At 68.6% G+C, this 16,174-nt stretch carries 15 protein-coding genes and 2 pseudogenes; 4 read left to right on the top strand and 13 right to left on the bottom strand.

Going from position 1 to position 16,174, the window contains the following annotated elements:
• Positions 1-10: 10 nt before the first annotated feature.
• Together ACFU8W_RS36595 and ACFU8W_RS36590 are read right to left on the bottom strand one after the other, a co-directional pair.
• Positions 11-1,483 carry a sodium:solute symporter gene (locus tag ACFU8W_RS36595; protein WP_384046944.1) on the bottom strand — a complete coding sequence of 491 codons (1,473 nt, stop codon included), beginning with the start codon at positions 1,481-1,483 and terminating at the stop codon, positions 11-13.
• Positions 1,483-1,689, bottom strand: coding sequence for a hypothetical protein (locus tag ACFU8W_RS36590; protein WP_384046942.1), 207 nt, complete (start codon positions 1,687-1,689; stop codon positions 1,483-1,485). Before ACFU8W_RS36590 ends, ACFU8W_RS36595 begins: the two co-directional genes overlap by 1 nt.
• Positions 1,690-1,823: 134 nt before the next feature.
• Between ACFU8W_RS36590 and ACFU8W_RS36585 the strand changes: the two genes are divergently transcribed.
• Positions 1,824-2,858 carry an Lrp/AsnC family transcriptional regulator gene (locus tag ACFU8W_RS36585; RefSeq protein ID WP_384046939.1) on the top strand — a complete coding sequence of 345 codons (1,035 nt, stop codon included), beginning with the start codon at positions 1,824-1,826 and terminating at the stop codon, positions 2,856-2,858.
• Positions 2,859-3,219: 361 nt separating this feature from the next.
• Here ACFU8W_RS36585 and ACFU8W_RS36580 read toward each other — a convergent pair whose 3' ends face one another.
• On the bottom strand, positions 3,220-3,963 hold the full coding sequence (locus tag ACFU8W_RS36580; protein WP_384046936.1) for an AraC family transcriptional regulator: 744 nt from the start codon (positions 3,961-3,963) through the stop codon (positions 3,220-3,222).
• Between the two features lie 53 nt (positions 3,964-4,016).
• On the opposite strand from ACFU8W_RS36580, the gene ACFU8W_RS36575 reads away from it, so the two are divergent.
• Entirely contained in the window at positions 4,017-5,231 is a 1,215-nt protein-coding gene (locus tag ACFU8W_RS36575) for an MFS transporter (RefSeq protein ID WP_384046933.1), read from the top strand.
• Between the two features lie 181 nt (positions 5,232-5,412).
• On the opposite strand, the gene ACFU8W_RS36570 is transcribed toward ACFU8W_RS36575, so the two are convergent.
• A complete protein-coding gene (locus ACFU8W_RS36570; protein WP_384046930.1) occupies positions 5,413-7,527 on the bottom strand; it encodes a PQQ-binding-like beta-propeller repeat protein in 2,115 nt (704 codons plus the stop codon).
• Positions 7,528-7,824: 297 nt separating this feature from the next.
• Between ACFU8W_RS36570 and ACFU8W_RS36565 the strand changes: the two genes are divergently transcribed.
• Entirely contained in the window at positions 7,825-8,028 is a 204-nt protein-coding gene (locus tag ACFU8W_RS36565; RefSeq protein ID WP_384046927.1) for a hypothetical protein, read from the top strand.
• Positions 8,029-8,530: 502 nt separating this feature from the next.
• Here ACFU8W_RS36565 and ACFU8W_RS36560 read toward each other — a convergent pair.
• The 5 genes and pseudogenes from ACFU8W_RS36560 to ACFU8W_RS36540 form a co-directional block, all read right to left on the bottom strand.
• Entirely contained in the window at positions 8,531-9,103 is a 573-nt protein-coding gene (locus ACFU8W_RS36560) for a dihydrofolate reductase family protein (RefSeq protein ID WP_384046925.1), read from the bottom strand.
• 196 nt (positions 9,104-9,299) lie between these two features.
• Positions 9,300-10,037: an SRPBCC domain-containing protein gene (locus ACFU8W_RS36555; RefSeq protein WP_384046922.1), complete on the bottom strand. Its 738-nt coding sequence runs from the start codon at positions 10,035-10,037 to the stop codon at positions 9,300-9,302.
• Positions 10,034-10,708, bottom strand: coding sequence for an ArsR/SmtB family transcription factor (locus ACFU8W_RS36550; RefSeq protein ID WP_384046919.1), 675 nt, complete (start codon positions 10,706-10,708; stop codon positions 10,034-10,036). The genes ACFU8W_RS36555 and ACFU8W_RS36550 overlap by 4 nt, the downstream gene beginning before the upstream one ends.
• A 161-nt stretch (positions 10,709-10,869) precedes the next feature.
• The gene (locus ACFU8W_RS36545) at positions 10,870-11,253 is read right to left on the bottom strand and encodes a substrate-binding domain-containing protein (RefSeq protein WP_384046916.1); all 384 of its coding nucleotides are present in this window, start codon (positions 11,251-11,253) and stop codon (positions 10,870-10,872) included.
• Positions 11,231-11,293 (bottom strand): annotated as a pseudogene (locus ACFU8W_RS36540) (hypothetical protein); the annotation flags it as partial. The pseudogene ACFU8W_RS36540 and the gene ACFU8W_RS36545, both read right to left, overlap by 23 nt.
• On the opposite strand from ACFU8W_RS36540, the gene ACFU8W_RS36535 reads away from it, so the two are divergent.
• Positions 11,265-12,353, top strand: a complete 1,089-nt coding sequence (locus ACFU8W_RS36535) for a heparinase II/III family protein (RefSeq protein ID WP_384046913.1) — start codon at positions 11,265-11,267, stop codon at positions 12,351-12,353. The pseudogene ACFU8W_RS36540 and the gene ACFU8W_RS36535 sit on opposite strands and share 29 nt — an antisense overlap.
• Here ACFU8W_RS36535 and ACFU8W_RS36530 read toward each other — a convergent pair.
• From ACFU8W_RS36530 to ACFU8W_RS36515, 4 genes and pseudogenes are all read right to left on the bottom strand, one after another.
• Positions 12,244-13,248 carry a zinc-binding dehydrogenase gene (locus tag ACFU8W_RS36530; RefSeq protein WP_384046909.1) on the bottom strand — a complete coding sequence of 335 codons (1,005 nt, stop codon included), beginning with the start codon at positions 13,246-13,248 and terminating at the stop codon, positions 12,244-12,246. The genes ACFU8W_RS36535 and ACFU8W_RS36530 overlap by 110 nt on opposite strands.
• Before the next feature lie 329 nt (positions 13,249-13,577).
• On the bottom strand, positions 13,578-14,507 hold the full coding sequence (locus ACFU8W_RS36525; RefSeq protein WP_384046906.1) for an NAD(P)H-binding protein: 930 nt from the start codon (positions 14,505-14,507) through the stop codon (positions 13,578-13,580).
• A gap of 300 nt (positions 14,508-14,807) precedes the next feature.
• Positions 14,808-15,704 carry an urease accessory protein UreD gene (locus ACFU8W_RS36520; protein WP_384046903.1) on the bottom strand — a complete coding sequence of 299 codons (897 nt, stop codon included), beginning with the start codon at positions 15,702-15,704 and terminating at the stop codon, positions 14,808-14,810.
• Positions 15,701-16,054, bottom strand: a pseudogene (locus tag ACFU8W_RS36515) (GTP-binding protein); the annotation flags it as partial. The pseudogene ACFU8W_RS36515 and the gene ACFU8W_RS36520, both read right to left, overlap by 4 nt.
• Positions 16,055-16,174 lie beyond the last annotated feature (120 nt).

The raw sequence follows: 16,174 nt of genomic DNA, 5'->3' as shown, positions 1-16,174 counted from the left end.
GGCGTGCTCCTCAGACTGTGGCAGGGGTGGAGGCGGATGAGGGGGCGGACGGCTCGTCCGGGAGTGCGGGTGCACCGCTGCAGGCCCGCAGCACCAGCTCCACGGCGACCGCGACCACGACGTTGACGGCCAATGAGATCAGTCCAGTGCTGATGGCGCCGTGGTAGGAGCCACCGAAGGTCAGCCAGATCAGTACCGCCTCGCCGGCGACGATGCCGGCGCCGGCCGACCAGGAGCGCAGCAGCGGGCGGCGGGTGAGCGCGGCGGCGGTGGCGGGCGCCATCTGTCCCAGGCCGCTGTACGTGAGCAGCAGGAGGTTGGCCAGCGCGTCGGGGCGGGTGATCCCGAGCACCAATGCGAGGGTGACCGCGATGAGGACCGTGCCGTGGTTGACCAGCAACCCGGAACGGGCGCCGCGCGGGCGCAGCACATTGCGGGCGACCAGGGTGGACATGCCGAGCACGATGCCCGCCGAGGGCACCATGGCGGTCGCGGCTGCGGCCACCGCGATCACGCCGAGCAACCAGTCGGGCATCGCGCCGGAGGCCAGCTGCAGCAGGACGCCGTTGCCGGCGGGCGAGGCCGCGCCGCTGAGCGTGGTCAGCGCGGTGAAGCCGACGATCATCGGGATGGCCTGGGTGGCGCCGTACACCGGTATCCAGATGCTGTTCTTACGCAGCGCCTGCTCGCTGCCGGCGGCCAACACAGGGGGCCAGCCCTGCGGCATCGTCAGGAAAAGGACGCTGATGAGGCTGGTGAGCATGGCGGTGAAGAACCACACCTGGCCGTACGCCCCGCCGGCGGGCACGCTCAGCAGCTCCGAGTGGTGCTCGCGCAGCTGGGCGCCGAGGTGGTTGATGCCGCCGTTGTAGTGCGCGGGGACCATCACCAGCAGCACCAGCAGCGCGACGACCATCAGGGCGTCCTTGAGGTAGGCCGCCTTGGCGATGCCCTGGATGCCGGACCACAGCACGAAGGCGACCACCAACACCGAGGCCGCGATCATGGCGGGGGTGCCGGCGTCCTTGTTGCCGGTGGCCAGCTGGATGACCAGGCCGAGTCCGGTGATCTGCAGTTGCAGGTACGGCAGCAGGAAAACCACGCCGAGGACGGAGGTGAGCCCGCCGAACAGGCGGCTTCCGTAGCGGTCGGCGAAGAAGTCACCCTGGGTGAGGTAGCCGCGGTCGCGTCCCATCCGCCAGACGGCAGGCGCGATGGCGTACAGGCCGACATAGGCGAGCGGCAGGTAGGGCAGTGCGTAGGTGACGGCCACACCCGAGGTGAAGGCGAGTCCGGCGAGGCCGAGGAAGGTGAAGGTCGTGTAGATCTCGCCGGCCTGTAGCAGCCAGGTGGTGAACGCGCCGAAGTTGCGTCCCCCGACGCTCCACTCCTCCAGGCTGGCAGCGGGCCGACGGCGGCCGAGCAGGCCGAGGGCTCCGATGGCGACCATACCGAGGATGCAGACGAGCAGTGTGACGGACATCAGCGCTCCTCCCCGGTGCCGGTGGCGTTGCGGCGGCAGCGCTCCACGTAGGCCAGCGCGGGGGTCAGCGCCAGCACCCAGCCGACGGACCAGACCAGCAGCGAGGGCAATCCCAGCCACAGTTGGGGACCGTTCACGAAGGGCAGCCACACGGCCGCCAGTAGCGCCACCACGGGCACCGCGAGAAGTGTCAGCGCAAGAGGCATGTTCGTGCTCCGGATTCCGGAAGGGGTTCCAGCCCGCGTCGTTGGTTGCGGGGCGAGATCGGATCGCAGCAGCATCGGCCCACACTGGCAATCGGGCCTTGTTTTTGCAGCAAACCGGCGTTCAGATAGTGCGCATGAAGTTTTCCGCCGATCTGGACGAGACGGACCTTGCGCTCGTCACCGCGCTGCAGACCACGCCGCGGGCCTCTTGGGCGCTGGTCGGCCGGGCGCTGGGCATCAGCCCGGTCACCGCTGCCCGGCGCTGGGAGCGGCTGAGGAAGGCAGGGCTGGCCTGGGTGACCGCGTACGGCGGTGACTTCGTCGCCCGGCACCATGTGGTGGCGTTCGTCGAGGTGGACTGCATGCCCTCGCGGTTGTCCTCGGTGGTGGCCGGCCTGGTGGAGCAACCACAGGTGGCCAGCGTGGAACACACCTCGGGGCGGCAGGACCTGCTGCTCAACGTGCTGGTCTCGGACCTGGCAGCGCTCTCCCGGCTCCTCACCGACGTGATCGGCCGCCTGGACGGGGTGCTGGCCACCCGCAGTCAGATCGTCACCGAGCTGCTCACAGAGGGGTCCCGCTGGGACCTGCGGGCGCTGGATCGCGACCAGCGACAGGTCATGCACGATGGCCGCGACGACCTGGCAGTCCAGGAGTCCGATCCCACCCCCGCGCCCGAGGACATCCCGCTGATGCTGGCGCTCGGCCGCGACGGACGGCTCGGCTACCAGGAACTGGCGCAGCGTACGGGGATGAGCGAGTCCACCGCACGGCGGCGCACCTCGCGGCTGCTACGTACGGGCGTGCTGGTGCCACGGTGCGAGATCGCGCACTCACGGTCCAACTACCCGGTGTTCGTCACCTACCGGATGAACGTCCCTTCGGCCGCGCTGGCGAGAGTGGGCTCCGCGCTGTCCGGCATGCCGTCGGTGCGCATGTGCGCCTCGATCTCCGCGGCGCACAACCTGGTGGTCAACGGCTGGGTGCGGTCGGTGCCGGACAGTCGGCGGCTGGAGGAGTACCTGGTCGAGCGGTTCCCGGAGATCACATTGGTCGACCGGTCGCTCACACTGGCGAACTTCAAACGGATGGGCTGGATTCTGGACGACGAAGGCCGGGCCGTTCGCCCCATCCCCATCGACCTGTGGCGTGCCCCTGCCATAGCGTGACGGCGGCGCCCTTCGGCTACGGCTGCGTATCCACGTTGGGGCAGAAGCCCAGGCGATGCCGATCCTTTTCGTAGCGGGATCTGCCAATGACGAAGGCCGCACCATGGCTCCCGCCGGGCCAGCAGTGCCGTAGGCCACCAGAGTTCCGACGGCGACCAGCAGGAGCCGCACTGGACGGACCGGCCCTCTGCACGCCGTTGCCGGGCCGGGTCGAATTCCGATTCAACAACTCGATCGTGACACTGGATGACGACGGGGACACCGTCCACGTCATCTTCGACAGCGGCACGCGCCGCGCCTTCGACCCCGTGGTCGGCGCGGACGGACTGCACCCGAACACGCATCTGGGCCTTCTCTTCTGTCAGCTCGTTGGGTGGGAGCCCGGGGTGTGGCCGAAGGCGCGGCGGAAGACGTCGATGAATGCGCTGGCGGATGACCAGCCGCACTGGTGTGCCACCGCGGTCACCGGCATCCTGCCTGCCAGAAGGACCAGCGCGTGATGGAGGCGCAGTTGTGTGCGCCACTGCGGGAAGGTCATGCCGAGGTCGCTGCGGAACAGCCGGGACAGCGTGCGATCGCTGGCTCCGACCTCACGGCCGAGCTCCGGGAGCGTGCGGTCGTCGCTCGGATCGGCTTGCAGGATGTCGCACACGGCGCGCAACAAGGAGGCTGTGGGGGTGGGAAGGTGCAGCGGCTGTTGCGGTGAGACCCGTAGCCGGTCGAGCAGTACTGCGCGCAGCCGGGCCCGTTCGGGGCTGCCGTCTTCCTCGGTACGGGTGTACGCGATGATCAGCTCGCGCAGCAGCGGGCCGACGGCCAGTACGGTCGGTGCGCCGAGGCCGAGAGGGTTCTCTGCGGCGGGCAGCCCGACCAGGTGCAGTTCGAGTTCGCCGTGGGCCCGGTGCGCGTGGACGGTGCCGGCCGGCACCCAGATGGCGCGGGTGCCCGGGGCGACCCAGGAACCCTCACTCGTCGTCACGGCCAGCACGCCCCGGCCGGCATAGACGATCTGATGGTCGTCGTGCCGATGGGCGTCGATCGCACGGCCGGGCGCCAGCCATTGGATGCGGGTCGGAGCAATGGCCTCGTGGCGGATTTCCGTCATCACTTGGCAGATTACCGGAAGTGCGACGGCTCCCGGGCTCGGACCATGATGGGGTGCGAAGGAACACATCGATCACCCTGCTGTCCGTCGGCCATGGCTGCGTCGACATCTACCAAGGTGCTGTAGCAGCGCTGATGCCGTTTTTCGTCGCCGAACGCGGCTACACCTATGCGGTCGCCTCCGGTGTTGTGCTGGCAGCCTCGGTCCTCTCCTCGGTGGTGCAGCCGGTGTTCGGGGCGCTCACCGACCGCTGGGCGATGCCCTGGTTGCTACCGACCAGCACGCTGCTGGGCGGTGTCGGCATCGCACTGAGCGGAATGAGTGACTCATACGCACTCACCCTCGCATTCGTGGCGATATCCGGGATCGGTGTGGCCGCCTACCACCCTGAATCCGCCCGCATCGCGCGCGTCGCCAGTCGGGGCAGCCACAGTGCGATGGGGGTGTTCTCCACAGGCGGCAACATCGGCTTCGCGCTGGCCCCGCTCATGGTCGGTGCCGTCGTGGCCGGCGGAGGACTGCGCTGGACGCCGCTGCTGGTGGTGCCGGCACTCGTCGGCGCCACGATGTGCCTGCCGGTGCTACGCACCTTGCAGGACAGGAAGGTCACCGGAGCCGACGCGCCGATGCCGGCCGGGAGCGACGACATCGCCTCCTTCGTACGGCTGTCCCTGGCCGTGGTGTTCCGGTCGATCGCGTTCGTCGGTCTGAGCACCTTCATCTCCCTGTACGCCCAGCAGCGCACGGGCGGCGGAACCACCGCGGGCACCGCGGCCCTGACCGTGCTCTACCTCGGAGGCGCGATCGGTTCAGTGCTGGGCGGATCCCTTGCGGGCCGCTGGGACCGAGTGACCGTCTCCCGGTGGTCCTACGTGATCAGCGCGGTGGCCGTCGCGGGAGTGGTGTGGGTGCCGGGCCCGGCCATCTACCTGTTCGTGGCGCTGACTTCGGCCGGCCTCTACGTACCCTTCTCGCTCCAGGTCACGCTCGGGCAGGACTATCTGCCCTCACGGATCGGCACGGCCAGCGGGATCACCCTCGGCCTCACCGTGAGCATCGGCGGCCTGGCCGGCCCCGTCCTCGGCAGCCTCGCCGACGTCACATCCCTGCAGACCGCCCTGGCACCGCTCGTCCTGATGCCGGTGCTGAGCTGGCTGCTGTTCCGCACCCTGCGCGAACCCGGCATGCAGCTGCCTCCAAGCCCGGCGTCCGCTACAGGAGACGACGACGGTGCCGCCTCCATTCCGCCCGCTCCCAACAGCCGCTGACCGATCTGCGCCGCAAGGAGTCCGCCTTGGTCACCGCGCTTCGTCCGCACACTCCGGACAGCTCGGACCGCTGCCCGCCGGCACCGCTTCATCAAGGATCCAACTCAGCCATGACCACTGCTTCCAGAGGCTCAGCCTCCCTCCGGTTCCCTGAATTTCCAGAAGCGGATGGTGAAGAGGGCTATGCCGAGCTGCCCTCGATGGTGACATCCAGGGCGTACACGTTGTGGTCCTGACTGCCGACGTGGACGACCCCGTCGACCACCGCCGGCGACGATCGGACCCTGCCGCCGGTGGCGTAGGACCATTTCTTGTTCCCGGTGACCGCGTCCAAGGCGTACACGTTGCGGTCAAAGCTGCCGATACATACGACTCCGTCGGCCACCGTCGGTGTCCCCGCGACCGTGCCGCCGGTGTCGAAGGCCCATCTCTTCCTCCCGGTGACCGCGTCCAAGGCGTACACCCTCTTGCTGCTGCAGCCGACGTACACGACCTTGTCGGCCACTGTGGGAGTCCCTTCGACCGTGCCGCCGGTATCGAAGGCCCATCTCTTCCTCCCGGTGACCGCGTCCAAGGCGTACACCCTCTTGCTGCTACCGATGTACACCACCGCGTCGGCCACCGTCGGCGGCGCGAAGCGCCAATCCTCCGGCGTGTTGTCCCATTCGTCATTTCTGTCGAAGCCCCAGTCGCTTGCGCGGCGCGCCCATTTCTCGTTCCCGGTAGCCGCGTTCAGGGCTGTCACGGAGCTGTAGCCGGCGATGTACACCACCCCGTCGACCACCGCCGGCGACTCGAGGCCGGAATCGCAGGAGACGGCCCATTTCTCGTTCCCGGTAGCCGCGTTCAGGGCTGTCACAGACTTGTTTCCAGCGATGTACACCACCCCGTCGACCGCCGTCGGCGCCGCTTCGAACTTGTCGCCGGTGGAGTAGGCCCACTTCCTCTCCCCAGTAGCGGCATCCAGGGCGTACACGCTCCCGTCGGTGCTGCCGATGTACACGCTCCCGTCGACCACCGCCGGCTTCCCTTCGACCTTGTCGCCGGTGGAGTAGGCCCATTTCTTGTTCCCGGTGGTCACGTCCAGGGCGTACACGCTCCCGTCGGTACTGCCGATGTACACGACCCCGTCGACCACCGCCGGCGACGACGTGACCGCACCTCCGGTGGCATATCGCCACCGGAGCCGTGGGTCCGGGATCTTGGAGGCGTCCTCGCGGGTCTTGTGGTCAGTGGTGTTGTGGTCGAACAGGTCGACGGCGGCGGCGACGCCGGTACCGAGGGCGGCGGTGATACCGGCGCCGATGCCGAGCCGCAGCGCGGTGCGACGGCTGATGCGCCCCGCTGGCATCGGCGTGCCTGCGCCCGGTCCCGGCACGGGCACCGGCGTTCGGGCTGCGCCGGGACCGGCACCGGTGACCGGAGTGGTGACGGTCTTCGCGTCCGCGCCGGACAGGTCGGATCCGGCACCGGATGCCGAGGTTGCAGCGGAAAGTTCGCGGAGCCGATCGCAGACTTCGGCCGCTGATGAGGGACGGTCGTCGGGGTCCTTGGCGAGGAGAGCCATGACCAGGTCGTCCAGGGCGGCGGGGACACCAGGTCGAGCCCGGCCCGGTGGCTCTGGGGTTGTGTTGAGGTGAGCGGCCATCATCGCAACTGGTTCGGCAGCTTGGAAGGGGGTGCTTCCGGTGAGGAGTTCGTGGAGCACGCAGCCCAGCGAGTACAGGTCGGAGCGGGATTCGGCGGGGAGATCGCCGAAACGCTCGGGGGGCATGTAGGCAAGCGTGCCGATGACCTTGCTCGACTTGTGTGTGGACGCCACGTACCGGGCGATACCGAAGTCGAGGATCTTGATCCGACCGTCCGGGGCGAGCATGAGGTTCGCCGGTTTCAGGTCCCGGTGCACAATCCCGGCTGCATGGGCGGCCTTCAGTGCCTCGGCGGTCTGTGCCGCCCAGTCCACAGCAGTGGTCACCTGGGGTGCGCCGTCCTCGCGGAGCACCGCGTCCAGGTCCCGCCCGGTAAGGAACTCCATCACCAGATAGAGGGTGCCGTCGTCGGGGTCCTGACCCAGGTCGAAGACCGTCACCACGCCCGCGTGGTTCAGCCTGCCGGCGGTTCGAGCCTCGCGGAAGAACAGCTTCGCGCCGGAGGCGTCCCGCCGGTCGTGCGGCAACAGCTTGACCGCGACTCGGCGCTCGATCACACGATCGCGGCCCTCCCAGACCTCCCCCATACCGCCCCGACCGACGAACGCGACCAACTCGTAACGGCCGCCCACAACCCGCAAAGCCACCCACCCCCGTCCGGACGCCTGCCAAGCCACACGCGTCACACCGGACCCGCCCCTGCGGGACCACACCGACGATCCCACACCCACCACCTGCCCACCGGCAGCAAGACGGAATCGACGGTCGTCTCCGAACGAGCGGGTGCGTAAGGGCCGTCCCGTAACGACCCTGTTGCCAACCAGCAGTCCGAAAACCCATCGATGACTCTGCCTCCCAGAGGTTCATCTCCCTCCGGTCTCCTCGATTTTCCCCTCCAGAGGTCTGCGGACCTGTCGGCTTGCAGGCGTACCGAGTTCGACCTCATGGTTCGCCTCGGGTGGATCCGGCCCGCACTGGCCGGCGAGGGACGCGGGGAGACCGGCGTCGCCGACGTCGTACGCGCCGCGCTCGGCGGCATCAGGGCAGGGAAGATGGAGATCCTCGCTGACGACAACTGCGTCCAGCTCAAGGCGGCCCTGTCCGCCGTCCCGCGCGTGCTCCAACCGCAGGCGATTCCCGCCGCCTGACCGTTCGGCATCCGCCCACCCGGCCGGGCTTCAGCCGACGTTCGAGGATCTACGGACCTGACCCGCGACTGGCCCGGACAGCCCTGACACGCTGCCTGGGCAACTGGAAGCGCACAGAGAAGCCTCCTGGCCATCACCATCGGCAATGGCCAGGAATCTGAGCAGGAGATGGCCCTCGACGTGCCTCACCGTAGGTGCAGCCGGGCGCGGCCATGCGTGCTCGTCACGCTCCGCATGCGCATCTGCCGCGCCCCCGCGCTACCGCTGGGACACCTACCCCACCACCAGAAGACTCAAGTGACGCCTACCGCCGGGCTCTCGGCCCGGAAAGCCGCCCGCCTCGTTCGTTCCGTCCCAGGCCACCGCTCGCCGCACCTCACGGAAGCAGGCGGGCCGGTCGTGGGCCAGGTTGTGACGCCTGGCCCACGACGAGTACGGGGATCGGAACGTGTCCGGGCGAGCGGGCGAGCGGGCGACGGGAGCGCGAGACGCCGGATCCTTGTCAGCGGACGACGTCGAAGACCTGCTTCTGCAGGCCGTTGCTGTAGGCGTCGTGCTCGACCAGCTTCAGCTTCTGGGTGTCCTTGTCCGTGGTGCTGAACAGGCGCTTGCCGGCGCCGAGCAGCAGCGGGTAGACGAGCAGGTGGTAGCGGTCGATCAGGCCGGCGTCCGAGAGACTGTGGTTCAGGGAGGCGCTGCCGTGGACGATGATCGGGCCTCCGTCGGTCTCCTTCAGGGCGGCGACCTCGTCGAGCGAGCGCAGGATGGAGGTCTCACCCCAGTTGGAAACCAGCTTGTCCTCGGTGAGGGTGCTGGAGACGACGTACTTCGGCATCGTCTTGTAGTGGGCGAACTCCTCCATGTCCGGCCACACCGGGCTGAAGGCTTCGTAGCTGACCCGGCCCATCAGGATCGCAGTTGACTCCTGCTGCTCCCGCTCCTTGATCTGGAATGCCTCGGGAACGAACTCGACCTCCTTGAAGGTCCATCCGGAGTTGCGGTAGCCGGGCTCGCCGCCCGGAGCCTCCACGACGCCGTCGAGCGAGATGAAGGCAGTGCTGATCAGAGTGCGCATGGAAGAATTCCTTGGTGTCTCGGATGTATGTTGTTTGACTGCTGGGTGCACGCTTCGGCCGCGTTCACGGCGCAAGCGTCCCGATGGTGACGTACCGAAGACCGCTACGGCGAGCGGCTGATCCGGCAGTCCTGGGGGCGGTACGTATACGGATGGCCCGACTGTGCGGCCGTGCGTCGGGGCGCGCCCGCGAATGTCAGGCGAGGAGACCGGTCAGCCACTGCCGCCAGGCAACCTCGGCGCCGTCCGTGTCCGGGCCGAAGAGGTGGTGGAACATCAGCACCACGCCGGGGAAGTGGTGGAAGGTGTAGATCCCGTCGGCGGCGCGGACCTCGATGCGCTCGTCGTCCGACCAGGTCACTTCGCCGTCCAGCGGCGGCAGGTCGGCCGGCTCGGCGTGGGCCGGCGCGCCCACGGCGACCGGGCTCGGCAGCGAGAGTGCACGGGTGAGGGCCGCCCGGACCTCCTGCGCCGGCCGCTCGCCCGACGGCGCCATGGCGAAGACGGGGAGTCCGGTACGTCCGGGAAAGTGCGCCAGGTACTCGCGGAGCGTGTGGAGGTGGAACGGCCAGCCACGGCGCAGCGCGTCGTACTCGTCCTGCCAGTCGTCGCCGAGGACACCGCTGTGGACGACGCGGAGCACGGTGCTGCCGCCGTCCCGTCCCTCGATCAGGTACTCGAAGGCCATGAACCGGCCGTCCTCGGCGGTCGCCGTGCGCGTGGCGAAGCACTTGCCGGGTTCGTAGGCGGTGACCGCGGACTCCTCCCGGTGGCCCCCTGTGTCCATGGCGGCAATTCCGCCCTCGCGCGGTTCCACCTCGTTGCGCCCCATGAACCAGGAGTCGATCCCCGGTCCGGTGGCGATCGCGTTCCAGACCTCCTCCGGGCTCGCCGGCAGGGTCGTCTCCTGCTCGATCTCGAACGGGTGCGTCATCGTGGGTTCTCCTGTCCTGCTTCTGATTCCTTCTCGCGCGTCCCCGCGGTTCCTTGCCGCAGTGCAGCCCGGCTCTCCGTGGCGGCGGACTCCGCAGTGGGGATCTGATGGAGCCCGACGACCACCCGGTGGCTGCGACCCCCGGGAGCGAACTCGTCGTGATAGCGGCCCACGAGGGCAGCCACGGTTTGGGCCAGTTCGCCGGCGAAGGCCGTCCGGTCGGCCGCGGAGGCGAACCGCACCTCGGCGTCGATCCCGAAGGTGGCGACCCGCCGCCGGGCCCGGGAGGCGCCGGTCAGCAGGGAGCCGACCTCCTGCACCAGCCGGGCGCCCAGCGCCAGCAGCCAGCGGGCGGAAAGCTGGTCCGGGGACCGGGAGGGATCCGGGCTGACGACGGCCAGGGCGCTGGGAGAGATCACGTAGGAGGCGGCGGTGGCGCGATACACCCGTTCGGTGACGTTGCCCTTGCGCCGCTCCTCGGCGAGTTCGACCAGCCCGTGACGCTCCAGTTTCTTCAGGTGGTAGTTGACCTTCTGCCGGGGAAGTCCCAGGCGGGACGCCAGCATGGCGGCCGAGCCGGGCTCGGCCAGGGCGGCGAGGATCCGTGACCGTATCGGGTCCAGGGACGCCTCGGCCGCGGCGGGTTCTTCGATCACAGCGACGTCCAGCACCGTTCCAGGATCAGGCCGACAAGAAAATTTGTCAAGGAGGATTTTATTGTCGGCGGCACCCTCGGGTGCCGTTGCCGAGATATTCGACAGAGAAGCCCACGTGGTGCCCTGTGGGCATCAGCGCCCCGCCGATGCGAGGTCCTGACGAGCCGCCAATCTCATCAGGACCGTGGGCCGGACAACCATGGTGGGCTCATGAGCTGCGAACGTTGAGAGCGGGATGCAGCCTGAGGTGGTGACCCGGCCTGCCCGGTTCCTGAAGCCTCCTGACGAGCAGTTCGACAGCTTCGGCGCCCACCGCGCGCCACACCGGTGAGCGGGGGTTCGGCAAGTGCCGCGAGCTCGTCGTCGTAGGTGACGACGGCCAGGTCCCCGGGAATCTGAATGCCGGACGCCTGCAACCGGCTCACGAGAGGAAGGGCGATCGAGTCGTTGTGGATCAAGAGACCATCGACGTGGCCGCTCTTGACGGCATGCCCCGGAAGGCCATACAACTCCCCCGTGTACGCGGGCCACCGTGCCGCGCTGCGCCAGCTCGCGCACATCGCCGCGGATCGTGACCTCGCCGCGGAGCGCGAGGCTCAGCCTGACCGGCCGCACCAGCGGCAGCCAGCAGCAGCAAGTCACGCTGTACCAGGTCCAGGTGGCCTTCGACGAGACGACCCGGTGCTGGAACAACACCGTTCAGAACACCTTCTCCTGGCAGGGCAACGAGAAGGGCTTCGACTGGAAGTCGATCACAAGCGCGCACGTCGACAACGAGTTCTACTACCAGCTGCCACGCTTCTACTTCGCCGGTCCGCTCGCCGACGCCCACCGCGACCAGAACGACAAGAAGATCGCCACGGGTCTCATCGGTCTGATGACCGACTTCATCGACGACACCACCTCCTACGGCTCGACGGCCGGCGCCGCGAGTTACCCCCGCAACCTCGACGCGGCCTGGCGCTTCCAGAACTGGTGTTATGCCTACGAGATCCTGCGTACCAGCCCGTCGCTGACGGCTGACGCCAACACCGCGATCCTGAAGGCGTTCTACGCCGCCGGGCCCTTCTTCGCCACCACGACCTCTGTCATCCCCAACCGGATGGTCACCATCAAGAGCGCGCTGATCTACCTCGGCGTGTGCTTCCCGGAGTTCGCCGCGGCGTCTCAGTGGCGCGACCACGCACAGACGTACCTGGTCCAGCAACTGGCCGCCGTCTTGTATGCCGACGGCGGTTACACCGAGGCGTCCTCCACGACGCCATGGGGGTCGCGACCACCTTCGTCGGCACTGCGGACGTACTGGTCGCCAATGGCTACGAGGTCGGCAAGGTCGCCCCCACTGAGCAAACTGTCCTGGTTCCTTGCCGATCAGCTCTACCTCAACGGCTACGACCCCGCCTTCGGCGACTCCAGCTACACAAGCCAGCGCGGCGACGGCCTCCATGGCCTTCCGCCAGGCGCCGAGATTGCCGGCGGCTGTCTCACCCGGATACTGGTGCACGCCACTGCAGACCGAACCCGGGGACCGCCAGGCCTTCCGGCGGCTATCAGGGGCGGACGAGGACGAGGCCGACCTTGCCGGGCCGTACCGCGTGCTCCACGGCCTTGGTCAGCTCGCCGAGCCCGTACATGGCGGCCACGTCGAACTGGTCCTTGAGCCCCAGCGCGATCTGCTTGGCGGTGGCGACGTCGGATGCCCGCCTCTCGGCGGAGGCCTCGGACAGCCACCGGCCGATGTTCTTGCCCCGCAACGTCAGCGACTTGTTCAGCAGCGTCGACGCGGGCACCGAGATCGACTCTTCCGCGATTTGCCCGTAACTGGCCAGTTTCCCGCCCGGCGTCAACAGGTCCAGAAGGCTCTCCGCCAGCTTCCCGCCGATCGGGTCGAAGGCCACACTGACCGGGCGGCCGCCGGCTGCCTTGCGGACCTCGTCGGCCCAGCCCTGATGCTCTGTCGACACGACCGGCACGTCGGGGAACCGCTTGCGCAGCTCGGCGGCCCCGCGGTCGCTGCGGACGACATTGACCAGCGCCAGGTTGTGAAACTGACACACGCCAGTCACCAGTCGCCCGACCGACGAGCCCGCAGCGGTCTGCACCAGAAGACCGTCGTATCCGAAGGCCATGTGCTCCTGCGCCTCACGGCGCAGCATCACCGTGGTGAGCGGGTTCGCGAGCATCTGCGCGGCGACGTCATCCGACAACTCGTCCGGTACGGCGACGACCGCCTCGGCATCCGCCACGATCCACTGGGACCACGCCCCCGGCTGGGGGAAGACCGTTACGCGGCCGCCGACCTTGACACCCGGAGCCAAGCGCGCTCCCCCGCCGATCGCCTCCACCACACCGGTGGCCTCCAGGCCGACCGGAACCGGATCTGCAGCCTTCCCCGGGTAGGCCTCGATGGCCTGGAGATCACCAGGGTGCACCGAGAAGGCCGTGGTGCGGATGAGGACCTGGCCGCGCTCGGGCGCTACCGACTCCGGCTCCTCGATGACGGTCAGGACGTCGGCGGGCAATCCGCCACGGGTGTGGACAACACGACGGTTCATGATTCTTCTCCTGCGCGCCGGTATGTGTGGGTCTTGGACCGGGCATCAACCGACGTCCTGCAGCCCCATTGCACTCCGCCAAATACACCGTGGAACGAGGGTTTCGTAGTGCTCGCGGGCTGCGGAGTACGGGCGGTCTTTGCCGCCGGTTGTGGTGGTTGCCAGGTCAAGGAGTTCGTCACCCATGGGCCGGGTCCTTTCCGGGGCGGTTTCGGAGTGGGAGAACAACCCTGTGCCCGTGTGGCGGCCGGACCCGTGCACGATGGTCGGCAGGCGCCTCCAACGGTCAACCCGCAACACCCTCGACAACGCACGGCGAGGACGCGGCGTCAGGGGCTGAACAGGCTGGGGTTCTCACGGACGTAATCGGCCACCCCCGAAGGAGGCCGCCCGATGACCTGCTCGACCCCGTCCGCCATGCGGTCGTAGCGATTCTCCGCGTGAAGGCGAGCCATGGTGGAGATGTGCTGGAAGACGTGATCCGGCAGCCCCAACGGCCTGAGATCGTCGACGATCCATTCCTGCAGGGGGACGTCGGTGTAACCGACCGGTCGGCCCAGGGCTGAGGAAACCTCCGCCGCCATGGCGGCGACGTCCTCCGAGCGCGGGCCGGTCAGCTCATGGATTCGGCCGACGTGCGGGGCAGGATCGGCCAGGATCTCCTCCACAACCGCGGCGACATCCCCGGCTGCCACAGGAGAAGTTTTCGCCCGGCCGAAGGGCAGCCTGATGCTTCCGTACTTCGCGATCGACGAAAAGCCCACACGGAACAGCGGATTCTCCATGAACACCGTGGGCCTGACCTGGACGACGGGCAGGCCTGACCAGCCGAGGACCTGCTCCACCAGCCACTGCTGCCGCTGCTGCAGGGACTCGGAGGTGCTGGTGAGGTCCATCTCGGAGACGGTCAGCTGCGACATGTTCACGAACGCTTCCAGGCCCCCGTACGCACGCGTGACGGCCGCCACCGTCACGGCAGCCTCCAGATATTGCGCCGACACGCCCATGCCGAAGTACATACGTCCACAATCGGCCACGGCGTCGGCGACGTCGCCCGCGTGTGTCAGGTCTCCGACGACGACATGGGCGCCCGTCGCGCGAAGCGCCTCCGCCCGCTCGTCATCGCGACGCACCATTGCCCGGACAGGCAGGCCCCGTCGCCGAAGGCCTTCGACCACGGATCGCCCGACGGCGCCGACACTACCCGCCGCGCCTGTCACCAGAATGGGTAGCACACTGGTTTTCAGGGTGCGGTCCATAGGGACAGCCTGTGGTGCGCACAGGCAGGGCGCAACTGGAGCCCGCCGAGCCGTCGGCGCCGCGACAACAGTGGGCTCATGTGCTGAGAGGAGCTCATAAAATGGGCGCCCGGCTGCGCGGAGCACCCCAGCGGTTGGCGGTGACGGGGTTGACGCGCGACGCTCCAGCTGCACGAAGAAGTAATCCGCCGGCTCACCCTCGAGAACCGCGCCCTCGGCAGCGCAGCACAGTCACCGCGCTGCCGACCCGCGCCCTTGAGCGGGACCACCGGGGCGCCGGGCCCGTACGCAGGCCGGGGTCTATGTCCTCGCGGACACAATGTGTGTGAAGGCTGCATCGAGGAGTCGGCGCAGGTGGGCTGGTGTCGATGCGACCGCTGTGGCGAGCATCGCTTCTCCTTTGGCCAGGGGAGCCACAACCGCGCATCCCTCCGCCGGGTTGTCACCGATGAAGAGCGGTTCGTGCGTGGGGTCCATGTCCGGCTCCACGACCAGGAGTTGGCCTGTTGCTCGGTGTTGCCCCAGGATGGCGGGCCCGTCCCATGCCGGTGCAGGACCGCCGTAGGAGGTGTGCTGCTCGAGGATCAGTTGTGCGTCGCGCCGAACGGTCAGGCGGGTGGTCAAATGCCCTGGTGGTTCCGCTGTGCGGCCGAGTACCTGTTCCTCCCGCAGGAGCAGGCGGGAGGTGGGGGCAAGTTCCACGTCGTACGTCTGGTGCAGGGTGCTGCCACAGGTGTTGATCACTGGCTGTGGCAGCCAGTGCAGGGAAGCCTGCTCGCCGACGCTGAGTCGTACGTCGTAGGTGGCGGGGTCAGTGGTGGGACCGCGCAGGGCGATGGTGGAGGCGGCTGTGGTCATCGCCAGTTCGGCCCGCGCTCCCGCCGCGACATCGAGCACGAGCCGATCCCCGCCGAGCGGCGCGCTCATCGCGCCGATCACGGTGACCCGGGCCCGCGCGCCGCAGGGGCGTAGGCGGCGCAGGTGGAAGGGGCCGTCGCTGTGCAACACCGGGAGTGTCGTGGCGCGTCCATGGTGAGCGGCGCGGATGCGCGCGGCGGCACAGACCCCCGCAGGGTGGGCGTCACGGGGGTGCTCCTCGGGTGCGCGCCCCGTGGCGTCGGTTACGCGCTGCTCCCCGGTTGACGGGGCGCCCGGGATGAGCTCGCAGCGGCTCTCGAGTTGCGCTGTGCCGGTCATGCGGCAACTTCGGCGCACCACGCGGCGAGGCGGGAGGTGACCCAGCAGGCGACGGGGCGGATCCCGTCGGCCGCGGTGAGGCTCGTGAAGGCGACGGGCAGAGCGTCTCGCTGTTTCTGCGCGTCTGTTGCCATGGTGTCCAGGTCTGCCCCTACGTACGGTGCGAGGTCGGTTTTGTTGATCACGAGGAGGTCGGCGGTGGTGATGCCGGGGCCTCCCTTGCGGGGGATGTCGTCGCCGCTGGCCACATCGATCACGAATATCTGGGCATCGACGAGGCCACGTGAAAACGTCGCGGTGAGGTTGTCTCCGCCGGACTCGACGAGGATCAGGTCCAGGGGGTTGTGAGCTGCTGTCGGTTTGCTGAGCTCAAGTGAGTGGTGGTGTGCGGGAGTGAGTCCCGTCAGCGGGTTTGTGGGGGTGGGAACGGGGGTTCTGGGGTCGAATGGGTGACCTTGGCAGCTGCTGCT

Source organism: Streptomyces sp. NPDC057565 (genome assembly GCF_042801455.1).
Classification (GTDB): Bacteria; Actinomycetota; Actinomycetes; order Streptomycetales; family Streptomycetaceae; genus Streptomyces; species Streptomyces yanii.
Note: the sequence above shows the minus strand (reverse complement) of the source record. Positions and strands in the feature narration are given on the sequence as shown.

Coding starts and splice junctions, on each gene's coding strand:
- ACFU8W_RS36525 (WP_384046906.1), bottom strand. CDS start 14,507: ATGGACCGCACCCTGAAAACCAGTGTGCTACCCATTCTGGTGACAGGC.
- ACFU8W_RS36565 (WP_384046927.1), top strand. CDS start 7,825: ATGGTTCGCCTCGGGTGGATCCGGCCCGCACTGGCCGGCGAGGGACGC.
- ACFU8W_RS36585 (WP_384046939.1), top strand. CDS start 1,824: ATGAAGTTTTCCGCCGATCTGGACGAGACGGACCTTGCGCTCGTCACC.
- ACFU8W_RS36530 (WP_384046909.1), bottom strand. CDS start 13,248: ATGAACCGTCGTGTTGTCCACACCCGTGGCGGATTGCCCGCCGACGTC.
- ACFU8W_RS36555 (WP_384046922.1), bottom strand. CDS start 10,037: ATGACGCACCCGTTCGAGATCGAGCAGGAGACGACCCTGCCGGCGAGC.
- ACFU8W_RS36520 (WP_384046903.1), bottom strand. CDS start 15,704: ATGACCGGCACAGCGCAACTCGAGAGCCGCTGCGAGCTCATCCCGGGC.
- ACFU8W_RS36580 (WP_384046936.1), bottom strand. CDS start 3,963: ATGACGGAAATCCGCCACGAGGCCATTGCTCCGACCCGCATCCAATGG.
- ACFU8W_RS36590 (WP_384046942.1), bottom strand. CDS start 1,689: ATGCCTCTTGCGCTGACACTTCTCGCGGTGCCCGTGGTGGCGCTACTG.
- ACFU8W_RS36595 (WP_384046944.1), bottom strand. CDS start 1,483: ATGTCCGTCACACTGCTCGTCTGCATCCTCGGTATGGTCGCCATCGGA.
- ACFU8W_RS36560 (WP_384046925.1), bottom strand. CDS start 9,103: ATGCGCACTCTGATCAGCACTGCCTTCATCTCGCTCGACGGCGTCGTG.
- ACFU8W_RS36545 (WP_384046916.1), bottom strand. CDS start 11,253: ATGTGCGCGAGCTGGCGCAGCGCGGCACGGTGGCCCGCGTACACGGGG.